Consider the following 20097-nt stretch of genomic DNA (forward strand, 5'->3'; position numbering starts at 1 on the left):
GTTATTAACGCTGGTATGAAATTTTGATGTAACGTATACAAACTATTTTCTTAGGAGATACGTTATATAACTGAGTCGCCCATAGAGCCATGAAAACCACAAATGCAATCGCTCAGGCGATCCGAAAAGTAGTTACGGAGCATTTTTTTATAAACCCTGAATATTTTCAGTTGAATCGAACTTTTAAAAATGATTTTGGGTTTAATAGTTTAGAAATGACCGAGTTAGTTGTAATGATTGAACAACAATTCGACATTAATATTCCCGATCATTCCTTGTCGACAGTACGAAACGTACATGATTTGATTACTGTCACTGAACAAAGTTTTAATCGGAAAAAAGCTTAAAAAAAAGAAAAGACAGATAGGTTGAAGGTTGAACGATGATTACCGGCCTGCTTTGCGGGCCGGTAATTTTGTTTATATACGTTTCGTCCGTCTGAGGCATAAAAAAACCGCTCAAAACGTTGAGCGGTTTCCAGTTTTCAGTTGTTGATATTTGTTATTATTCTTACCCAGAAGTGAGACTAAGCGACGATAACTTTCCCCAGTACATCTTCTACAGGAGTTAATGGTAAACTCCAGGCTTCCGCTACGCCAGCGTATACCGTCTTGCCATTCACTACGTTAAGACCTTTTTTCAGCTCTTCGTTTTCACGACAGGCTTTTTTCCAGCCTTTATTTGCCAGTTGAATTGCATAAGGTAAAGTCGCATTCGTTAAGGCTAAGGTAGAGGTATAAGGCACCGCACCGGGCATGTTTGCTACACAGTAATGTACGATTCCTTCTACAACAAACGTAGGATCCTGGTGAGTAGTCGCGTGAGACGTTTCAAAACATCCACCCTGGTCGATAGCTACGTCAACCATTACGGTTCCGGGACGCATCAGATTTAACATATCACGGGTGATCAGCGAAGGAGCTTTAGCTCCAGGAATCAACACACCACCAATGATCAAATCAGTGGTCTGGATTAACTGACGAATGTTATATTCATTGGAAATAACGGTATCTACGTTGGCGGGCATGATGTCTTCCAGGTAACGCAGACGAGGCAGGCTAATGTCTACAATCGTTACGTTTGCTCCTAAACCAGCGGCCATTTTCGCCGACTGCGTTCCTACGATACCTCCTCCTAAAACTAATACGTTGGCAGGTTTTACGCCCGCAACGCCACCCAGCAGAATACCACGACCACCCATTGGTTTTTCGAGGTATTTTGCACCTTCCTGAATCGCCATACGACCCGCTACTTCACTCATCGGAACGAGCAGGGGCAGACTACGATCGTTTTTCTCTACCGTTTCGTAAGCTAAACAAACCGCTCCGCTTTTCAGCATGGCGTAGGTTAACTCTTCCGAAGAAGCAAAGTGGAAATAGGTGAACAGTAATTGATTTGCTTTGATCAGCGGATATTCGGCAGCAATGGGTTCTTTCACCTTCACAATCATCTCGGCGATGTCATACACATCTTCGATAGTAGGAAGAATGGTTGCTCCAGCCTGAACGTATTCCTCGTCGCTGATACCACTACCAACACCAGCCGTAGCCTGCACGTAGACTTCGTGACCGTGTTTTTTGAATTCGGCTACTCCCGCAGGCGTTAGTGCGACGCGGTTTTCGTTGTTCTTGATTTCCTTTGGAACACCAATAATCATGATCGTAACAAGTTTAATTTGGAGGAAGTCTGCTAATGAAATGAATGCTGCAACGAGTACCCGTTGTGACTACAAAATTCATGCATTCAGAATAGATTTCGCTATTCATCAAATAAATAAGAAATTTGTTTTGATTTGTTATTATATTTTCGTTTATTTTACTGTTATCAAAGCTATTCCTTTTTAAAAACCGAAAAAATTTCTGTGCTTCAGTACCCCTTTTTTAAAAGCATCGATCAGCTATCCCTAAAGCGGCACGTTCATTTTTACCCTATTTGCTTCCTATTAATCATTTATTTCTCACTTTAAGATTGTAGATGCAGGTCATTTTTGTTATTTCATAACTTTTCAGTAGAGATTTACTTTAAAAATACAGTCATTTATTTCAACCTTCAAAATCTATAAAAGCCATGGAACTGGATGCAATTGACCGGCAGTTACTTAATCTTCTTCAGGACAATGCTCTTCTCACGGTTCGTGAATTAGCTGAACGTGTTCACTTAAGTATTACTCCCGTTCACGACCGGATTAAGAAGTTGGAAAACCAGAAGATCATTGAAAAATACGTGGCTCTGGTCGATCGGAAACGGATTGGTCGCGGGATGATGGTGTATTGCTTCGTTACCCTGGATAAACAGCGTCAGGAAAGTTTCCAGGAATTCAATGAAGCGATTCGAAAACTACCCGAGGTGCTGGAATGTAGCGTCGTGTCCGGTAATTTCGATTATTTACTGAAAGTAATCGTCGCTGATATGGAAGCGTATAACACCTTTTATCAAAGTAAACTGAGCGTCCTGAGCAGCGTCTCGCACATGAGTAGTTCGTTCGTGATGGAAGAGGTAAAAAGCACTACCCTGATTGGACTGTGAATGGCCCGGTAAGGGAAAGTTAAGTTCTTGTGCCATCAGCCTTTAGCTTCGTTTCTTCGTCGCGGCTTTTGCATGATTTATCTCAGATTATCTAAAGTGCCCTCATTGCCCGGTTACCTTCGTAAGAAGTAGTCGTATTTTATACGAGAATGTAAGACCAAAAACGGGAATAATTTACCTATTTTCCGTTCTGGAAACCCCCGAATCTATTAAAATTCCATGCGTCGAAGAATAGCCTATTTCCTCTGCTGTTTTGCTATTAATTTCTCTCTCTTTGCTCAGACCGTATCCGAAAATCTTACGCTGGAAGATGCTATTACCATCGCTTTAGATAAAAACTACGCGATTAAAGTAGCTAAAAACCAGGTTCGTCTGGCTGAAAATGACAATACCAGAGGTAATGCGGGTATGCTTCCGCTGGTCACAGCCGTGGTACAACCCAATGGTTTGATTAACTACACGAATCAGCGATTTTTCGATGCGGTACGCCCTCCACTTGTCCAACGGGGCGTCTTCAACCGTAACGTTCAGGGCAATCTTACGGCCACCTGGACCATCTTTGATGGCTTAAGTATGTACATTACGAAAGATCGGTTGGAGGAACTCGTTCGGGCGGGAGAATCTCAGGCTCAGGTAACCATCGAAAGTACGATTGCTCAGGTTACGAATGCGTATTATGCCGCCGTACAACAAGGACAGCAGACCCGTTTTTTAGAAGACGCACTGGTCATCTCTCGGGAGCGTCGTCGTCTGGCTAAAGACCGCTACGATATTGGTCAGGGGTCAAAAGTGGAATACCTGACCGCACAGGTTGACTTCAACGCCGACACAGCCACCCTGATTGCCCAGCAATTGTCCTTTACCAATACCAAAACCCAGCTTAATCAGCTACTGGCCCGATCGCTGGACATCAATTTTAACCCACAGGATACCTTACTGGTAAACCGGGACCTCATTTACGAAACTCTTAAAGAGCAAACCTTATCACAAAATCCTCAGTTGATGCTGGCTCGTCATAACAGCACCATTGCCAATCTGGACGTGAAGAACCAGAAGGCTCTGCTGTGGCCCAATGTGAATTTGCTGGGAGGATATACTTATAACCGACTTCGAAACGGCGGTTCTGGTTTCGGGGTAAGAAGTGGTACAGTCGGTAACATTACGGGAGGTGTACAAGTAACAGCCGTTATTTTTGATGGGCTGAATCAGCATCGACGCATTCAGGGAGCCCGAATCAACGAGGAGATTATTAAGCTTCAGGAAGAGGATCTGCGAGTACAGGTCGAGTCGGGTTTACGGCAGGCTTACGAAAACTACCGGAATAATCTTAATCTACTCGACCTCGAATCTATTAACACCAAAACGGCTCAGCAGAACGTAAACATTGCTCTGGAACGGTATAAAATTGGCGTAGCTGCCCCACTGGAATTACGGGAAGCTCAGCGAAATTTCGTAGCCGCCGAAATTCGACTTTTACAGGCTCAGTATAACGCCAAAGTGTCTGAAATTGAATTATACCGACTAAGCAGCCAGATTGTGAAATAGTGTTGTTAGCTGTTTATCAACTTCCCGAAAGTTTTGAAACTTTCGGGAAGTTCTGTATCGTAGAGACAAGAGCTTGTTATTTTCCGCTACCCCTGTGGCCAGCCTTTCTGCTAATAACACTCTGCTAGCAGCGGCCAAAACAGCAAGGACTTGGTAAAGAAATTTCTGTTTTTTAAAACGCTAACCCCTGCCGCTGCCATCGTGGCCCGGCCATGATGGTAGGGACTTAATTAGAGAAATTTCTGTTTTAAAAAGCTGAATCCCACTACTGCCAGCTTTTCCGCTGGCAGCATTTTGCCTTGGTCTTACCTAATATTTAGTGAATCAATAGGTTACAATTTCCCAAAGGACGTAACATAGTGCTGCCAGCGGAAAAGCTGGCAGCGACCATGCTGGCAGTCGCAGTAAGACTTCTCGAAAAGCATTAGTCTGATTACAATCCATCTTCTCTTCTAAGGCTTCAAACAAAACATCCCGGAAACCAGACAGTCTTCGGGATGCTCTGCTAATCATTAACTCCTAACTATCTACTAAAATCCAGGTACGTTCGACTTACGAATGGCTTCGTAAATCATTTCACCAAACTGCGTTCGGGTATTAAGTTTGCTGATTTTGGAGTTGTTACGAGTGGGATATACCCGGTTTGCCAGGAAAATGTATAACATCTTTTCTTTCGGCTCTACCCACACAAAGGTTCCGGTGAAACCTGAGTGACCAAAACTTTCAGCACTTGCGGAAGGAGGTCCAGAGAGGCCGGGTTTGTTACGATCAGGTTTATCAAAACCAATGCCGCGACGACTATTAATTTCAACCGGGAATGGATACGATGACCATTGTTTGATGGTCTTTTCGCTGATAAAACGCTGGTTACCGTATATACCTCCGTTCAGATACATCTGGTATAACTTCGCCAGATCATTGGCGTCTCCAAATAAGCCCGCGTGACCAGAAATACCTCCCATTAAGGTTGCTCCTTCATCATGTACGCGACCATGAATCAGTTCTTTCCGAAATAAAGAATCATATTCCGTTGGTACGATTCGATCCAATGCATATAGTTCACGGGGATTATAGGTTAAGGTCGTAGCCCCCATCGGACGATAGAAAGTATTCTTCAGATAATCCTCCCATTTTTCTCCGGTAATCTTCTCAACAATCTGCGGATAGAGGTAATACGAAAGATCGCTGTAGACGTACCCCTGTTTTGGATTTACGGGAGACTCTTCAATCTGACGCATTAACTCCCGACGATACCGACGGTGCAGAAACAAATGGTCGGCGATGGCGATGGGATAACGACGACTCTGCTCATTACTAAACGTCCGGGGTTTCCAGCCACTTTCACGCGTTGAGTCTCTAGCCGTCATCCAGAACGGAATCCAGGCTTTCAGTCCCGACTGGTGGGTCAGGATGTCAATCATTTTTAGCTTACCCTTATTTGAATTCTTCCATTTCGGAAAAAACTCGCCGAGCGTCATATCCAGCCGGAATTTACCCTCATCCTGCAAACGCATCAGAGCCAGAATAGACGTGCTGACTTTCGTTACCGAAGCCAGATCGTATAAATCCGTTTCCCGCACGGGTTGTTTGCTTTCATACGTCTGCGTTCCGTAGGCTTTTTTGAAAATCACCATTCCGTTTTTCGCTACCACCACCGAAGCTCCGGGATAGGCTTTCTCCTGTAACCCCTGATTGACAATGGAATCCAGTTTGGTATTCAGTATTTTTGAATCTATTCCAGCTAATTCCGGCACTCCATATTTGAAACGACCCAGTGGTTCAACCCGTAAGCCATTTCCAAACTTAAACTCCTGATTCACGGTAACTGGAAGTTGCCCATTGGCTCCAATACCCCCTCCTACTAACTGAGCAGCCAACTCTTGCATGACTGTCGTTTCCTGATAGGTAACTACCAAAGCTTTTGACTTTTCAATGCCGGGTAACTTATTCAACACGTAAGGATTTCCGAAGAACAGATAAGCGGCATTGGGTAAGCCTACAAACGACTGAGCCAGCTTCAGATTTGCCTCTGGCCAGGCATTGGCTGAGCGTAAAAACGGACTGTGCAGAGCTACCACTACCAGATCATATTCAGCCAGCTTGTCCTTAATGGCTTGCAATTGCTGAGCCGACGATTTTATATCTACCTGGAAGGTATCTACCGGCAGGTAATTCATCAACATGCTCTGAAAAGCCGTTGGTTTGACAGGTCCCTGGGCGGGCGTTCCTACACTAATGGCGGCAACTTTTGCCGTAGCCAGATTTTTGATGGGTAATGTCCCATTTTCGTTTTTCAATACCGTCAAACTAGCTTCCGACATTCGGCGTGATAAAGCTTCGGCGGTGGGCTTGTTGAGGTCTTGCAGTAAGTTAGTTAAAGGAGCCGCCTGATATTTATCCAGCCCTAACCAAGCCTTAGCCCGCAAGATGCGATGTACTTTATCGTCCAAATCGGCCTGGGAAATTTCTCCTGAAACCAGAGCTTTTTTAATAGCCTGAAACATGACGGGCACATCCGTGAAGGTTTCCAGCACGTCATTTCCGGCTAATAAGGCCTTTACGCCCGCTACGCCCGGAGGATAATGTTTGGCTACGCCCTGCATCTCCATCGCATCCGTAAAAATGAGTCCTTCAAAACCCATTTGCTTGCGTAATAAATCGGTTACGATGGGTCTGGAAAGCGTCGAAGCCTGATTAGGCGTAGGGTCAAGAGCAGGAATGCTCAAGTGAGCAATCATCACGCCATTCAGACCGTGCTTAATTAACTCCCGGAAGGGATATAATTCGAGCGAATCGAGTCGGGTCCGGGAATGGTTAATCACGGGTAAATCTGCGTGAGAATCTACATCCGTATCGCCGTGACCAGGAAAGTGCTTAGCCGAGGTGATTAATCCGGCATCCTGCATGCCCCGCATGTATGCTTTGGCTTTGCGAAGCACTTCTTCCCGATTTTCCCCGAACGAACGAAAACCGATGACGGGGTTATTCGGATTATTATTTACATCCGCCACGGGAGCGTAGTTAATGTGTATGCCTGCCCGGCGGCACTGCTCGCCAATCTGTTTCCCCATGCGGTAAAACCAGTCGTCATTTTGCCGGATGGCTCCGAGCGTCAGAGCGTACGGATACCGAACCGCACTGTCCAGTCGCATGGTAAGGCCCCATTCCAGATCCTCTCCCATCATCATCGGTACGGCTGAAATTGCCTGTAACTCGTTGATCATGGCCGTCTGTCGCGTGGGCTGATTGGCAAACCATACCAATCCACCGACCTTATAGTCACGAACCCAGCCTTTCAGCTTTTCCTGGTCGTAAGCCTGATTAGTAAAATTAGCACGGGGCATCATCAACTGCCCGATTTTCTCGTCGAGCGTCAGGCGGGCAAAAACCGAATCGGCCCAGTGTTGATTACCCGTCTGAAAAGGTTTTTGAGCGTAAGAGGTAAGTGAAGCCAGTACAGCCGCACACAGGGGAATGAAGCGTTTCATACATCAAAAATAAGGGTTCCCCTTGATTTTGGTGAAGAATACGCGGGTTTTAAGAATGGGTATTTTGGAATTCTTCAAGCCTCAAGCCGTGGCTGGTGTCCTCACCAGCCACTTGATGGCGGCTGGTGAGGACACCAGCCACGGCCTAGATTTTAGTAGTTCATACCATAAATAGCTTTGGCTAAAAATGGAACTTCCCGAAAGTTTGAAACTTTCGGGAAGTTATTTGACAGACGTAATGAATTGTACATCTACGGTTCGATAGCTCGTATTTTTTCGGCGTTTAATTCCGAGAAATGATTAATCACCTGGTCGGCCAGACTTAAATCCTGCATTTCGGAATGCTCACTGTTATAACCCACGCAGTAAATCCCCGCTGCTTTGGCGGCTTTTACACCGTTGGTCGAATCTTCAATGATGATGCATTGCGATTTAGGGGCTACCGAAAGCGAAGCCGCATACTCGAAGATGGCCGGATCGGGCTTTGATTTTGGGAAGTCTTCTCCACTGACGATATGCGTAAAGTAAGGAGACAAGCCAAAGCGTTTGAAGACACGGGCAATGGTTACTTTCGAAGCTGACGAAGCCAGAATTAACTGAAAATCATGCTGATGTAAATCTTCAATCAACGTACGTACGCCTTCGAGCAGGTCTAGGTCCTCTTTTTCGTCAAAAGCATCATTAAAAATAGACCGCTTCCGCTGAATCATCGCCTCTACCTCATCGGCCAGATTATATTTTGCTTTTAAACCCTGATATACATTCCGGGTGGATAAACCCGTAAACGTCGAATATTCTTCGTCAGTAATTTGAATGCCTAACTCGTTAAAATGTTTGAAAAAGGCGTAACGGTGCACGGGTTCGGTGTCAACGATCACCCCGTCCATATCAAAAATCACGGTTTTTATCATGGGAAAGGAAATAAGCTCGTTCAGTAAAGGTAGAGATTTTCCCAGCGTACACCATAGAAATGAGTTGAAGTTTGAGAGGTTTGAGTAGTGTTTAGAAAGGTTAGATTTTGTTAGAGTGTTTGAGCCAGATGCTTTAAAGAGGCGGCTTAGTTGCGTTTAGGTTATGGGATGGTGATTCAGTTACCGTAGATGATCGCAATTGTTCCTATTGTCTAAGGTGTAACACATCACCTGTTTACTTCTTATAATTGTTATCTTTCAGGCCGTTTCCTGATTAAATTCACCGTATGTCTTTTCATAAATTACTAGTATTCTTCCTGCTGCTTATAAGTTTGTTCGGATGTGATACGCCACCGAAACATCCTGAACGGGCCGGCGTTGCCTTATCTTTCGACGATCATTTTCTGAAGGAATGGGCCGCGTTAATACCGCTTTTCAGGAAGTACAATGCCCAGGTTACTTTCTTCATTAACTGCCCGGATTCGCTTTCTGCAGAAGACATCACTTTACTAAGGCAACTTCAGAACGAAGGGCATGAAATTGGTTACCACGGTACCATTCACGGCGTTTCTACGCAAATGATTCAGGACTTAGGCGTAGAAGGTTATCTTAATACTGAAATCCGTCCCGGACTTTCTTACCTGAATAAAGCCGGTTTTTACCCTACCTCTTATGCTCACCCCGGCGGCAATCATAACACCCGCGTCGATTCCGTCTTACTCACTTCAGGTTTTCAGATTTTACGTGATGTAGCCCTGGCGGAACGTCATTACAAAGGCTTTAAACTCTACCATATTCCGCCCCGATACTTACCTCAGATTTACTATGACTTCGATCAGGAACGCGTAGTGGATGCTCTGCTGATTGATTACAGTGCGAATCTTTCTCAGGAAGAAATGAAAGATGCTTTAGTGAAGGCAAAGGAGAAAGGGAAAGCCGTTTTGTTGTTCGGGCATGAGCCCTTATCAGCACCCCCAACGGCGAAGCAATATGGATTTGATATTAGTTTTCTGGAGAAAATTCTGGCGACGGCCCAGGAATTAAACCTGAAATTTTACCGTATGTCTGACTTACCTAACGTGAAAGATTAACGTCCGTACCGTTCATCCTTAAAACGGAGTAAGGGCTTCTCAAAATACTCGTAAGACAGGCCCGAGACCAGTACCGAAAATCCAATGACGCAGGGATATAAAATCAGGTTGTAAACCGTCATGGATAATTCGGGAGCATACATTCGTAACAGATTAATGAATACGATGGAAACCACGACGTGATAAAGGTATAAGCCGTAAGAAATTTTGCCCAGGTAACTAACAATAGGGTTTTCCAGAGAAATAATACTGTTGGGATTGGTGGCTACATTTAAGATAAAGAAGCAGAAAAACAGCGAATACACTTCCATAAAAGCCGGAATGTGAATGCCGGAAAAGAAACAGATCAGGAAGAGTATGTAGATGCCAATCTGTAAATCTTTTCGATACAATACATTGAGTATTCTGGTATTATTTTTATAAACTACATACGCCCCTGCTCCCCCTAAAGCCATGATTAACAGGCGAAACTGCCCAATGAAGGTCAGAACTCCATCTATCTTTCTAACTTCAGGGGCATCCAGAAAATAAATGCCTAACGCTAATAATCCAACGGTAGCCGTTAGAAAAATGGCAACGATACCTATCGTTTTTTTAGGGTATTTGATGATCCAGGGCCAGAGGTAATAAAACTGTTCTTCGACGCCAATAGACCAGGCCTGAGCAGCCCAGTATGGAATGCCATAAAGTACAAAGGCATAATTAGGTAAGACCAGCATCAACAGCGAAAGCCGTTCCGTGAAATTACGTTGTAATAACTCGGTTACACCCGGATAATAGAAGATTGAGAAGTTAGGAAATACGAAGACCGCCAGCAAGACCATGACGTAATAAATCGGCCAGATTCGGAAGACTCTTCGCAGGTAAAATTTTGGAGCGGAAATGTCCCCGAAATTGCCTTTTTCCTGCAATAGTAGATACGTAATCAGAAATCCGCTTAACACAAAAAACAAACCAACCCCCAGACGACCGGCGTGCTTCACTACCGTTATTTCGTAGATGTTAACTACTCCATACGTATGTTTAGCCTGCTCCAGATGGTGAATCAATACCGACATAGCTGCGATGCAGCGTACTCCATTCAGGTTAGGGAAATTCCGTTTCTGAATTGCTTTTCTCGCAGAGGACTGCTCCTCCGCAGGCCATTTGTTTGCGGTAGATTCCAACTACTGTTTTTTCTAGTTTCGGGATGTATAAATATAGCTTAGGCCACTACTAATTCCGGTTCGTTCTGAGCTACTTTTTTTTTTCGGGGAAACGATCCCCAAACAAAATAAAGTGTCACACAAACGATTCCTAATTGAATGAAATAATCTATCGTACGATCAGGAATGGCAAAAATATCGGTTGGACTCAGGTAAATCGGCATACCCTGCCGCCACCACATTGAAGGGTGAATAACGGCCAGCACATTAAATACAAAAAGCAAGAAGATTTGTTTTCGATTGTTCCAGTCGATGATTTCGAAAACCATGGGTAATAGGAATAGAAACAGATAATTACTGTAGGCACTTTGCTGGGCAATCATCATCAGTCCGTACATGGTTACCCATAAATGAGCCAGCATAACGGGGTATTCATGCTTGCGTAATCGCCAGGCTGTCAGACAGCCCGCACTAATAGTAATGACCAGCCCGATCCAGTTCCAGGCTTTGGCACCCAATCCTACCAAATTGAAAGCCCAAGGGTTAATAACCGACAGAATGTTGGGTGCTCGCAATACGTTAGCTTCATCGAGAGGCTGCATGAACTCCATCCCAACCGTCAGGTACAGAACCACAACCGAAATGGCCCCAACGATAGAAATAGGAATCAGGAAACGAATTTTTTCTTTTTCAATCAGAAACAAAGGAAACAGAGCCAGACCGAAAATGGCCTTTGTCATCAACACTCCCAGAGCCATGACCAGGCTAAAACCAACTACGCCATAGCGTTTGCGGGTTAAGTAAGCCCCTACGACAAAAAGCCACATCCAGATATCTTCCTGAGCACCCACAATGCAAAGCACCAGCGATCCTGGTAATAAAAGGTACACTAAAGATTTAAAGAGCAGATCCTCTTTTGTGGTCTTGTAGCGAAAAAGCTGATAGGTTAATGCCAGAGCCAGGCCGTCCATAGCGGCCATGGTGAGGATAATCATTTTCGGGCTATACCAGATTTTCAGCCAAAGGCCTAAGTAATAGGCATATAAAGGCGAATACGGGGACCAGAAATCCTTGTATACCAGCATGCCCTGCGAGGCCTTGCTACCCTCGTCCCAGAAGCCGTTCACATCGGAAGTAGGCTGATAGTCAGCCCACAGATAAATCAAGAGAAAAGGCAACACGCGGAGCAATACCCAGCTGGTGCCTAAGACGCCAACGACGCTTTTATTTTTTAATCCAAGGGTGATCTGGGGTCTGAAATAGAGCACAACGCTTACCAGCAAAATGCAAAGCAGACTAATGATCAACTTGGCTAGAACAACACTCATGCCGATCTTAAATAATTAGGAGTCACAATCTTAATAGCGGCTTTCGTAACAATCCAAAAGAAACAGGCCACGTTCATCACTTGTAACGCTAACTCACCCAAATACGCAGGATTTGCTAACATTGAGAAGCTAATGTAATCGGGCTGTTTAATCCATACATTGACAAAAGGCTGCACGACGGTCAACCAACTTAGTACTAACAAGATTAACAGATGTTTGTTATTTCTCAGGTCAACGATTTCAAACACTACTGCCAGTACATACGCAATCAGGTACGCTCCGGGTGCACTCGCCTGAAAAATCATCATACAGGCAAACGTAGCGATAAAAAGGGAAGGTAAGGTGTGACTCAGCGGGTTCACTCGCCCACGATACGCCAGATACGATACCAGCAGCATCGTAATGATTAACCCAATCCAGTTTACGGCAGTAGAATTCGTTTGATCGATGTGTACGAATAATTCTATAAATGGCCGGGTAATGGAGAACAGGTTCGGCGTCATTAACTGCTCGGTATGCTGAATGGGCATCAGGAACCTGTCACCAATTTGCCAGTACAAAAAGGCCAGAGCAGGCAGGCCAATAGCGGCCATAACCAGCAGCATTTTTATGGGTTTGCGAACGCTTACCAGGAGCGGTGGCAGAAAGAAAACGAAGGTAGCTTTCGTGGTTAATAAGGCAATAGCAAAGATTACGCCCAGACCTACTTCATAATCAACGGGATTTTTCTTTACGTGCCGCCACATTAATAAAGCCAGTCCCCAGAACCAGACTTCTTCCTGACCATCAATCAGAATGTACATGAACGAAGCTGGTATTAGCCAGTAAATGAACGTTGCCTGAAGAGCGTTGGATTTTTCCTTTTTATAGGTTCGATACGTTAGCCAGAGAATCAGCGTCTCCATCAGTACCATGAATAGCACAATGGAACGGGAATTATGCCAGATCCATAATGGCAAACTGATGATATAAGCGAATAAGGGAGCGTGGTAGGACCAGAAGTCGCGGTATACGAAACCGCCCGCTTTTGCGGCCTGAGCTTTATAATAGAAAAAGGGAACGTCTCCCCGAGGGTCATGATTGAAGAGAATGAAAATAACAATCCAGGGAATCAGACGCAGCAACAGGAAACCCAGACTAAAGGCCAACGTATCATTTTTCTGTTGCCACCCGGCGATTACAGTCGGTTTCCAGATGGTCAAAATCACACCTAAGGTCAGGAAAATACTCAGGATTACTTTAATGTAAAAGACGGTAAGAATTGGCATTGCACTAGTTAATCTATCAAGGGGTTGAAGATAATTTTTTCAGAGATGGGAAGTTTGCTTCGTTAGAACATTACCAATGGTTCCTTTGCCGGACGTCATTGTGTTTCTGGGCTGCAAAAGTATTTACTATTCCCGAGTCAACCAACGTAAAGTGATGAACTTCGATTGTCTCCGTTTTCTTTGTATGCCCAAAAGGGGTAAAAGTTATCCGAAATGGCTTTAAATCGCCCCTTCGGATTTATGATCCTAAAGTCGTCTACAACGGATTTATTATTCCAAACGGCGACGAATGACCACCTTAACAAATTATTAGGGTTAATCTTCCCAGCCAGACGCCATAAAGTCGCCTCTGGCTGGGAAATGGAAACCAGTACCCAATAGTAAAAACGCCTCTACCCCAGACGCGATGAAGTCGCGTCTCTACGTGTATGATCGCCTGTTCTTTGGGGTTATAAATCAGAAGTCCGTGGTTGGTGAGATACCAACCACGGCGTAGCAAAAGAAGACACGTGAAAACGTGTCTTCTTTTGCCTTTTAATCTTTTACTGACCCCCTAACGCTTTCCAGAGGGCTACGGCGTAAATCAGGCGTTGACCTTGTAACTGGGCTAGCTGTCGTTCTGCTTCGAGCGAAGTTCGCTGAGCATCCAGCACGTCCAGATACGTAGTTAACCCTTTTTTATAAACGTCTCTTACCAGTAACTCGGTTTTACCCGCCGTTTCTATCACATTTTGCTGATTGGCAATCTGCGTTTCCAGATCGCGAATGTTGTCCAGAGCTACTTCCGCTTCCCGCTGGGCATTTACTAATCGCTGATCTATCACCGTTCGGGCCGTTTGCACCTGTTGACGGGCGAGGTTAATATTCTCGCGGTTTCGGCGACCCTCATAAATCGGGAAGCTGGCCGTTGCTCCTACCGTATAGGTATAACTTGAAGGTAAAAACACATCTCCTACCCGACCGCTGATTAATCCACCGGAGCCCGCAGCAATAACCCGGGGTTTCAATGCCTTGCTAGCAATATCTGCGTTCACATCCGCGGCAGAAATCTGTAAATCCGTCTGTTGAATATCAGGACGATTTTTCAAAAGCTCGGGCGTAATTGTAGCGTAAACAGGCGTTGGATACATCGGTAAAACGGATCTAGCCAACGTAAAGCTTTCCGGACTTTGCCCAGTTAAAATCGCCAGACCATTTTCCAGCTCGTGGCGACTGCGTTGCAGGGCCGACTGCTGGGTTTTGAGATTACCAATCTCCGTTTCTGCCCGGCGTACGTCAATTTCGCTGGTTAATCCAATCCGAAAGCGTTCGCGGACGACGGCCAGTACCGAATCACGGGCGGTCAGGGTTCGATCAAAAACTGTTTGTTCGGCATCATTCGCACGCACCAGGGCATACAGCCGTGCAATTTCAGAAGCCACGGCCAGCCGAGTAATTTGCACATCGGCTTCGGTAATTTGCGTTTGTATTTCGCTTAACCGTACGCCCTGCCTGAGTCGGCGGAATAAATCCAGCTCAAAACTGGCATCAACCGGAATCTGAAACGTGGTCAGTTGCACCCGCTGGGCCCGCACGTTCACGAACTGCACCGGGCGATTGGGCGAAAGACTTTGCGTCTGAATACCGGGATTCCCCCGAACGGTAGGATGCAGATACGATTCGGCCACCCGAATTCGGATGCGAGCTTCTTCTACCCGGCTCAGGGCATTTTTTACATCGGGATTGAAGCTCAGTCCTGCCTCTATTAATTTATCTAATTCTGGATCAACGAAAGGTCGGCTCGCTGGTGTCTGTGCCCGCAACGTACTAACCGCCAGCAACACCAATCCACTGATTTTAACAATACAATTCATAACGTTCGGTAAAACATGCGTTAGCGTTGGGAGTTTGGGGTTCTGAGTTTAGAGTTCTTTTTCTGTCAACTCAAAACACTAAACTCTAAACTCACTTACTTCACTCGCACTATCTGGCCGTCTTTTAGGCCGTCGGAGGGGTTAGTTACCAGACGTTCGTCGCCCTGTAAGCCTTCCAGAATTTCCAGACTAGTACCAAAATCGCGACCGATGGTAATGGGCTGGTATTTTACCTGATGGTTAGCCGAAACCACGATAACCCTTGGCCCTTCCGGCGTAACTAATAACGTATTGGCCGGAATACGAACGGGAGGATTTTCGGCCCGAACGTCCAGCGTTACCTGGCCGTATAGACCCGCTACCAATTCACCCGAATGATTGGGGATGGCTACTTCGGTTAATAACGTCCGCGAAGAGGAACGCAGCGTTCCCGAGGTCCGAACGACTTTTCCTGTGAAGGTTTTACCTAACTCTGGAATCTTTACCGTTGCGGGTAAACCAATGGCAACCATGCGGTAATACGTTTGTGGGACGTCGATATACACCCGAAGCGTGTCGAGTTGCGAAACGGTAAACAGAGAGATATTACCGGTATTAATCAGGGCTCCTACATCGGCGTTACGAGCCGTTACGATGCCATTGAACGGTGCCCGAACCTGTTGTAAGCCTTTCAACGCCTGTAAACGCTGAAGCGTAGCCCGACCTACTTCGAAACCCGCCTGACGGTTATCAATATCCTGTTGTGAAACAGCTCCGGGAATACCCGCACTTTTCACGCGATCCAGATTAGACTGAGCCAGTTTCAGGTCGGCCTGAGCTTTCAGAATATCCTGATCCAATTCGGGAGCATCAATCGTGGCTAATAGGCTTCCGCGACGAACTTTACTGCCAATATCTACAAAGCGTTGACGCAGAAAACCCTGGGTCCGAGCGTATACCTGCGTTTCGCGATACGGCATAATCTGCCCAGGAAGGGTAAGGCCCGTCGTGTCAGCCGCTCGTTTCACTACTACGGTATTTACCAAGGTCGTGCGGTTTTTTTGGGAATCACTTTCCGCGTGTAACTCCTGCTGATTTTTAATTCGGGGTAATATGCCCACGAAGAAGAATAAAGCCAACAATCCTACTGGAATCAGCCATATCCAAAGTCTTTTCATGTTCTTACTAGTTTACAGTTATCAGTTTGCCGTTTTCAGTCTTTTTTGGTTTTCAGTTTTCGATTTACTGTTTTCAATGAATGTTCTTTTACAAAAACTGAAAACGGTAAACCGAAAACTAACAACTCAATTATACTTCCATTTCAGCTAGTTCTTTTTCTTCGGCTAATTCTGCTTCGGTTCGGTTTTTGGCTAGGTAACTGAATACGACGGGGACGAATAATAAGGTCGTAAACGTCGCCAGTAATAAACCGCCAATCACGGCCCGGCCCAGCGGAGCATTTTGCTCGCCTCCTTCACCCAAACCTAAAGACATGGGTAACATACCGATGATCATCGCCAAGGCCGTCATCAGGATCGGACGAAGACGGGTTCTTCCCGCTTCTACCGCCGCTTCGTAAGGCGTAAAGTGTAGATCGAATACCTGTTCCTGAGCAAAACTTACCAGCAGAATGGAGTTGGCCGTAGCTACCCCAACGCTCATAATCGCTCCCATCAGCGAAGGAATACTGAACGTGGTTTGCGTCAGGAATAATAACCAGACCACCCCGCACATCGCTCCGGGTAAGGCAGTAATGATAATGAAGGGATACAGGAAAGACTGGAAGTTCACGACCATCAGCATATACACCAGTACCGCCGCGAAAATCAGACCAATGCCCAGACGCACGAAGGCCGAATTCATACTTTCTACCTGACCGCGAACTTCAATTTTATTACCCGGCTTCAACTGGCTCTGGTATTCTTTTACAATCGATTCCAGCTTACTCGACACGCTTCCCAGATCCGTCCGTTCCACGGAGGCATAGACGTCGTACATCGGCTGCGTATTGAGACGGTTCACGACCATAGGCGTAACCCGACGTTCAATTTTAGCCACGTTTGCCAGCGACTGCGGAGTTAACTCGCCCGTTTGAGTTACCAGCGGCGTCTGCATGAGTTTATCAATCGAATTGAGTTTATACGGAGGCGTCTGAACGGCAATCAGGTAGGGGAAACCCGTAACCGGATCAGGCCAGAAGTTCGGGTTTACCTGCGTCGTTCCACTCATCGAAATCATCATGTTGCTGGCCACCTTACTTTCGTTCAAGCCCAACTGATTAGCCCGCTCGCGGTCGATATTCACGTATAATTCAGGGGAGTTCATGACCTGATGTAAATGCACATCAACCGTTCCCGGAATCTCGGCTACTTTCGCCTGAATTTCTTTGGCAATACGAAGGTTATTCTTGCGGTCAAAACCCATCACCTGAATATCGATGGGCGATGTCAGCCCGAAGTTCAGAATCTGGGTAACAATATCAGCGGGCTGAAAGAAGAAGGTAACTTCCGGCATGGCCTCCGCCAATTTGGCCCGAATGGCCCGGGTGTAATAATCCGTTGGATGTGACTTTTCTTTTTTCAAAGCCACCAGAATTTCACTATCCGCCGAGCCTAAGGACGAGTTATCCTGAAAAACCATGTTATAACTCTCGCTCGTCAGACCGATGTTACTAATGACGGTTTCGATTTCTTCCTTGGGAATAATACTGCGAATGACTTTCTCCACTTCGGATGCCGTACGTTCGGTAGCCTCCAGACGCGACCCCGCCGGAGCTCGCATGTGTAACTTAAATTGTCCGGCATCTACCGACGGGAAGAAGTCACGACCCACGAATGGAATCATCGCAGCGGTAACTCCGACCACCAATAAAAATACCACCAGCACGGACTTCCGGTGTTTCAGATTCCATTGCAGGACGTTGAGGTAACGGCCTTGGAAACGATCAAATCCCCGGTTGAAGCTCTGATACATCCGGGCAAAAAGATTCGGACGACGAGCCTGCCCGTTCTGCTGATAATCGGCAGCGTGATGGGGTTCGTGTTTGAGTAATAAATCAGCCAGGGTGGGCACCAGCGTACGGGAAAGAATGTACGAGGCAATCATGGCAAATACAACCGACAACGCCAACGGGCCAAACAGGAATCGAGCCGGGCCTTCGAGGAATAACACGGAAACGAATACGATACAAATCGTCAGCGTAGCGACCAGCGTGGGCGTAGCAATTTGCTGGGCTCCGACCATAATTGCCTTTCGCAACGGCAAGCCCAGTTCTTCATTTCGGTGAATGTTCTCGATGGTTACGGTTGCATCATCCACCAGAATCCCAATTGCCAGAGCTAATCCGCCAAGGGTATTAATGTTAAGCGTCTCTCCCATCAGGTATAACACCGAGAGCGAGCAGAGAATGGAAAGCGGAATTGAAATGGCTACAATCAGCGTACTCCGCCAGCTTCCGAGGAAGAGCAGAATCATCGCCGCCGTTAATAAAGCCGCAATCAGACCTTCCACCACTACCCCATGAATCGAGGCCCGTACGAATACCGATTGATCGAAAAGCTCCGTAATGCGTAAAGAAGCTGGAGCCGCTCCACGAACGGCAGGTAATACTTCATTTCTGATTTTATCGACTACTTCCGTGGTCGAGGCATTACCCGTTTTCACGATGTTTAATAATACCCCCCGAAGACCATCCTGCTTGACAATGTTCGTCTGCACAATCGAACCATCATGTACATTCGCCACATCCCGCAGGTGAATCACTACGCCACCGGGCAGCGTCTTCACGGGAATATCATTCAGGGCAATAATGGCATCGGGTTTGGTATTCAGACGAACGTTATACTCCCGATCTTCCAGACGTAATTGTCCAGAAGGCAAGGTAAGGTTTTGGCCAGAAACGGCATTTACCACATCTTCGGGAGATACGCCGCGAGCGGTTAATAGCTCAGGATCAAGATCTACCATTACCTGACGGGCCTTTCCCCCGAAGGGTTGCGAAAGGCGACTACCCGGCACGGTCGAAATCATCGGACGAATCCGGGTGGTAATGTAGTCGGTAATCTGTGATTCCGTTAAACTATCCGAAGAAATACTTAACTGAATAATGGGAACGTCGGTAGCATTATACCGAACGATAATCGGCGGCTGGGTTCCGGGTGGCATCCGCACCCGGATGGTCTGCGAAATCCCGGTAATAGCCGCCAGGGCTTCTTCAATTTTTACGGTCGGCTGGAAAAAAATTTTCAGCACCGCTACGCCGTTATAGGTCTGTGATTCTACCCGCTGAATATCCGAAGCGTTGTTAATAACTGACGTTTCAGAGAAGTTGGTAATCATCTTTTCCATCTCGTCGGTTGAAAGGCCGCGATAGGTCCAGATCACAGAAATAACGGGAATATTAATACGGGGGAAAATGTCGGTGGGCATCTGGCGAATCGACACCACCCCTAAAATCAGAATCAGCAGAGCTAGCACCGCAATGGTGTATTTCCGCTGTAAGGCTAATCGGACAATCCACATAACAAGAGAAAGTAGTGTCTAACACGGAATCAATAAATACCTGCGAAACAAGGGAATGTGGCCTGGAATAAGAAAACAAGAGAAAAGATCGGCGTAAAAGTTCAGTGACTTTCTCATTTCCAGTGGTTTTCGGGAAAAATTTAAATTAAAACCCAATTTATCTCAAAAACGGAAATCCCAGCCGTTTAAAAACTAATCACTCCTGTTGGAGCTTTTGGCTTGTAATCGATCATTCGGCGAGTAACATACATAATAGAGGCAAGTCATAACGCGATGTGTTAAGAAGAAAATGGAGAAAAACCTTTTTGAAGTACTATTAGAATCTGACACCCCCAAACGGATTGGGTTTAAATCAAAGCACTGAATCTAGACCCGATATATGTAAAATAGTCTGAGTAATCGACTAGGCATGAATTTTTAAAGACATAAGGTACTTTAGGGC

13 protein-coding genes are annotated in these 20097 nt (G+C 45.9%); 4 read left to right on the forward strand and 9 right to left on the reverse strand.

Annotated elements, in window-relative coordinates:
- Positions 1-89: 89 nt before the first annotated feature.
- A complete protein-coding gene (locus QE390_RS03155) occupies positions 90-347 on the forward strand; it encodes an acyl carrier protein (RefSeq protein WP_106637904.1) in 258 nt (85 codons plus the stop codon).
- Between the two features lie 179 nt (positions 348-526).
- Here the strand turns inward: QE390_RS03155 and ald are convergent, their stop codons facing one another.
- A complete protein-coding gene (gene ald, locus QE390_RS03160; RefSeq protein ID WP_307141061.1) occupies positions 527-1657 on the reverse strand; it encodes an alanine dehydrogenase in 1131 nt (376 codons plus the stop codon).
- Positions 1658-2067: 410 nt separating this feature from the next.
- Here ald and QE390_RS03165 point away from each other — a divergent pair, with 410 nt between their 5' ends.
- Both QE390_RS03165 and QE390_RS03170 read left to right on the forward strand, forming a co-directional pair.
- Positions 2068-2526 (forward strand): Lrp/AsnC family transcriptional regulator, encoded by a 459-nt coding sequence (locus QE390_RS03165; RefSeq protein ID WP_106637901.1) that lies wholly within the window; start codon positions 2068-2070, stop codon positions 2524-2526.
- Between the two features lie 219 nt (positions 2527-2745).
- Positions 2746-4071 (forward strand): TolC family protein, encoded by a 1326-nt coding sequence (locus QE390_RS03170; RefSeq protein ID WP_106637900.1) that lies wholly within the window; start codon positions 2746-2748, stop codon positions 4069-4071.
- Between the two features lie 530 nt (positions 4072-4601).
- Here QE390_RS03170 and QE390_RS03175 read toward each other — a convergent pair.
- Together QE390_RS03175 and QE390_RS03180 are read right to left on the reverse strand one after the other, a co-directional pair.
- Positions 4602-7559 carry a glycoside hydrolase family 3 N-terminal domain-containing protein gene (locus QE390_RS03175; RefSeq protein WP_307141062.1) on the reverse strand — a complete coding sequence of 986 codons (2958 nt, stop codon included), beginning with the start codon at positions 7557-7559 and terminating at the stop codon, positions 4602-4604.
- A 251-nt stretch (positions 7560-7810) separates the two neighbouring features.
- Complete coding sequence (locus QE390_RS03180; RefSeq protein ID WP_307141063.1) at positions 7811-8470, reverse strand: HAD family phosphatase; 660 nt, start codon at positions 8468-8470, stop codon at positions 7811-7813.
- A 287-nt stretch (positions 8471-8757) separates the two neighbouring features.
- On the opposite strand from QE390_RS03180, the gene QE390_RS03185 reads away from it, so the two are divergent.
- The gene (locus tag QE390_RS03185; RefSeq protein ID WP_307141064.1) at positions 8758-9561 is read left to right on the forward strand and encodes a polysaccharide deacetylase family protein; all 804 of its coding nucleotides are present in this window, start codon (positions 8758-8760) and stop codon (positions 9559-9561) included.
- Here QE390_RS03185 and QE390_RS03190 read toward each other — a convergent pair.
- The 6 genes from QE390_RS03190 to QE390_RS03215 all read right to left on the reverse strand — a co-directional run bounded on the left by QE390_RS03190 (position 9558) and on the right by QE390_RS03215 (position 19655).
- Positions 9558-10727 carry an acyltransferase gene (locus QE390_RS03190; protein WP_307141065.1) on the reverse strand — a complete coding sequence of 390 codons (1170 nt, stop codon included), beginning with the start codon at positions 10725-10727 and terminating at the stop codon, positions 9558-9560. The two genes, QE390_RS03185 and QE390_RS03190, sit on opposite strands and share 4 nt — an antisense overlap.
- A 38-nt stretch (positions 10728-10765) precedes the next feature.
- Positions 10766-12034, reverse strand: coding sequence for a hypothetical protein (locus QE390_RS03195; RefSeq protein WP_307141066.1), 1269 nt, complete (start codon positions 12032-12034; stop codon positions 10766-10768).
- Positions 12031-13302 (reverse strand): hypothetical protein, encoded by a 1272-nt coding sequence (locus QE390_RS03200; protein ID WP_307141067.1) that lies wholly within the window; start codon positions 13300-13302, stop codon positions 12031-12033. The genes QE390_RS03195 and QE390_RS03200 overlap by 4 nt, the downstream gene beginning before the upstream one ends.
- 542 nt (positions 13303-13844) lie before the next feature.
- Positions 13845-15155 carry an efflux transporter outer membrane subunit gene (locus tag QE390_RS03205; protein WP_307141068.1) on the reverse strand — a complete coding sequence of 437 codons (1311 nt, stop codon included), beginning with the start codon at positions 15153-15155 and terminating at the stop codon, positions 13845-13847.
- Between the two features lie 95 nt (positions 15156-15250).
- The gene (locus QE390_RS03210; protein WP_106637890.1) at positions 15251-16312 is read right to left on the reverse strand and encodes an efflux RND transporter periplasmic adaptor subunit; all 1062 of its coding nucleotides are present in this window, start codon (positions 16310-16312) and stop codon (positions 15251-15253) included.
- Positions 16313-16442: 130 nt separating this feature from the next.
- Complete coding sequence (locus tag QE390_RS03215) at positions 16443-19655, reverse strand: efflux RND transporter permease subunit (RefSeq protein WP_106637889.1); 3213 nt, start codon at positions 19653-19655, stop codon at positions 16443-16445.
- Between the last annotated feature and the right edge of the window lie 442 nt (positions 19656-20097).

The organism is Siphonobacter sp. SORGH_AS_1065 (assembly GCF_030818595.1).
Lineage (GTDB): Bacteria > Bacteroidota > Bacteroidia > Cytophagales > Spirosomataceae > Siphonobacter.

Coding starts and splice junctions, on each gene's coding strand:
- ald (WP_307141061.1), bottom strand. CDS start 1,657: ATGATTATTGGTGTTCCAAAGGAAATCAAGAACAACGAAAACCGCGTC.
- QE390_RS03170 (WP_106637900.1), top strand. CDS start 2,746: ATGCGTCGAAGAATAGCCTATTTCCTCTGCTGTTTTGCTATTAATTTC.
- QE390_RS03200 (WP_307141067.1), bottom strand. CDS start 13,302: ATGCCAATTCTTACCGTCTTTTACATTAAAGTAATCCTGAGTATTTTC.
- QE390_RS03155 (WP_106637904.1), top strand. CDS start 90: ATGAAAACCACAAATGCAATCGCTCAGGCGATCCGAAAAGTAGTTACG.
- QE390_RS03180 (WP_307141063.1), bottom strand. CDS start 8,470: ATGATAAAAACCGTGATTTTTGATATGGACGGGGTGATCGTTGACACC.
- QE390_RS03210 (WP_106637890.1), bottom strand. CDS start 16,312: ATGAAAAGACTTTGGATATGGCTGATTCCAGTAGGATTGTTGGCTTTA.
- QE390_RS03215 (WP_106637889.1), bottom strand. CDS start 19,655: ATGTGGATTGTCCGATTAGCCTTACAGCGGAAATACACCATTGCGGTG.
- QE390_RS03195 (WP_307141066.1), bottom strand. CDS start 12,034: ATGAGTGTTGTTCTAGCCAAGTTGATCATTAGTCTGCTTTGCATTTTG.
- QE390_RS03205 (WP_307141068.1), bottom strand. CDS start 15,155: ATGAATTGTATTGTTAAAATCAGTGGATTGGTGTTGCTGGCGGTTAGT.
- QE390_RS03185 (WP_307141064.1), top strand. CDS start 8,758: ATGTCTTTTCATAAATTACTAGTATTCTTCCTGCTGCTTATAAGTTTG.
- QE390_RS03165 (WP_106637901.1), top strand. CDS start 2,068: ATGGAACTGGATGCAATTGACCGGCAGTTACTTAATCTTCTTCAGGAC.
- QE390_RS03175 (WP_307141062.1), bottom strand. CDS start 7,559: ATGAAACGCTTCATTCCCCTGTGTGCGGCTGTACTGGCTTCACTTACC.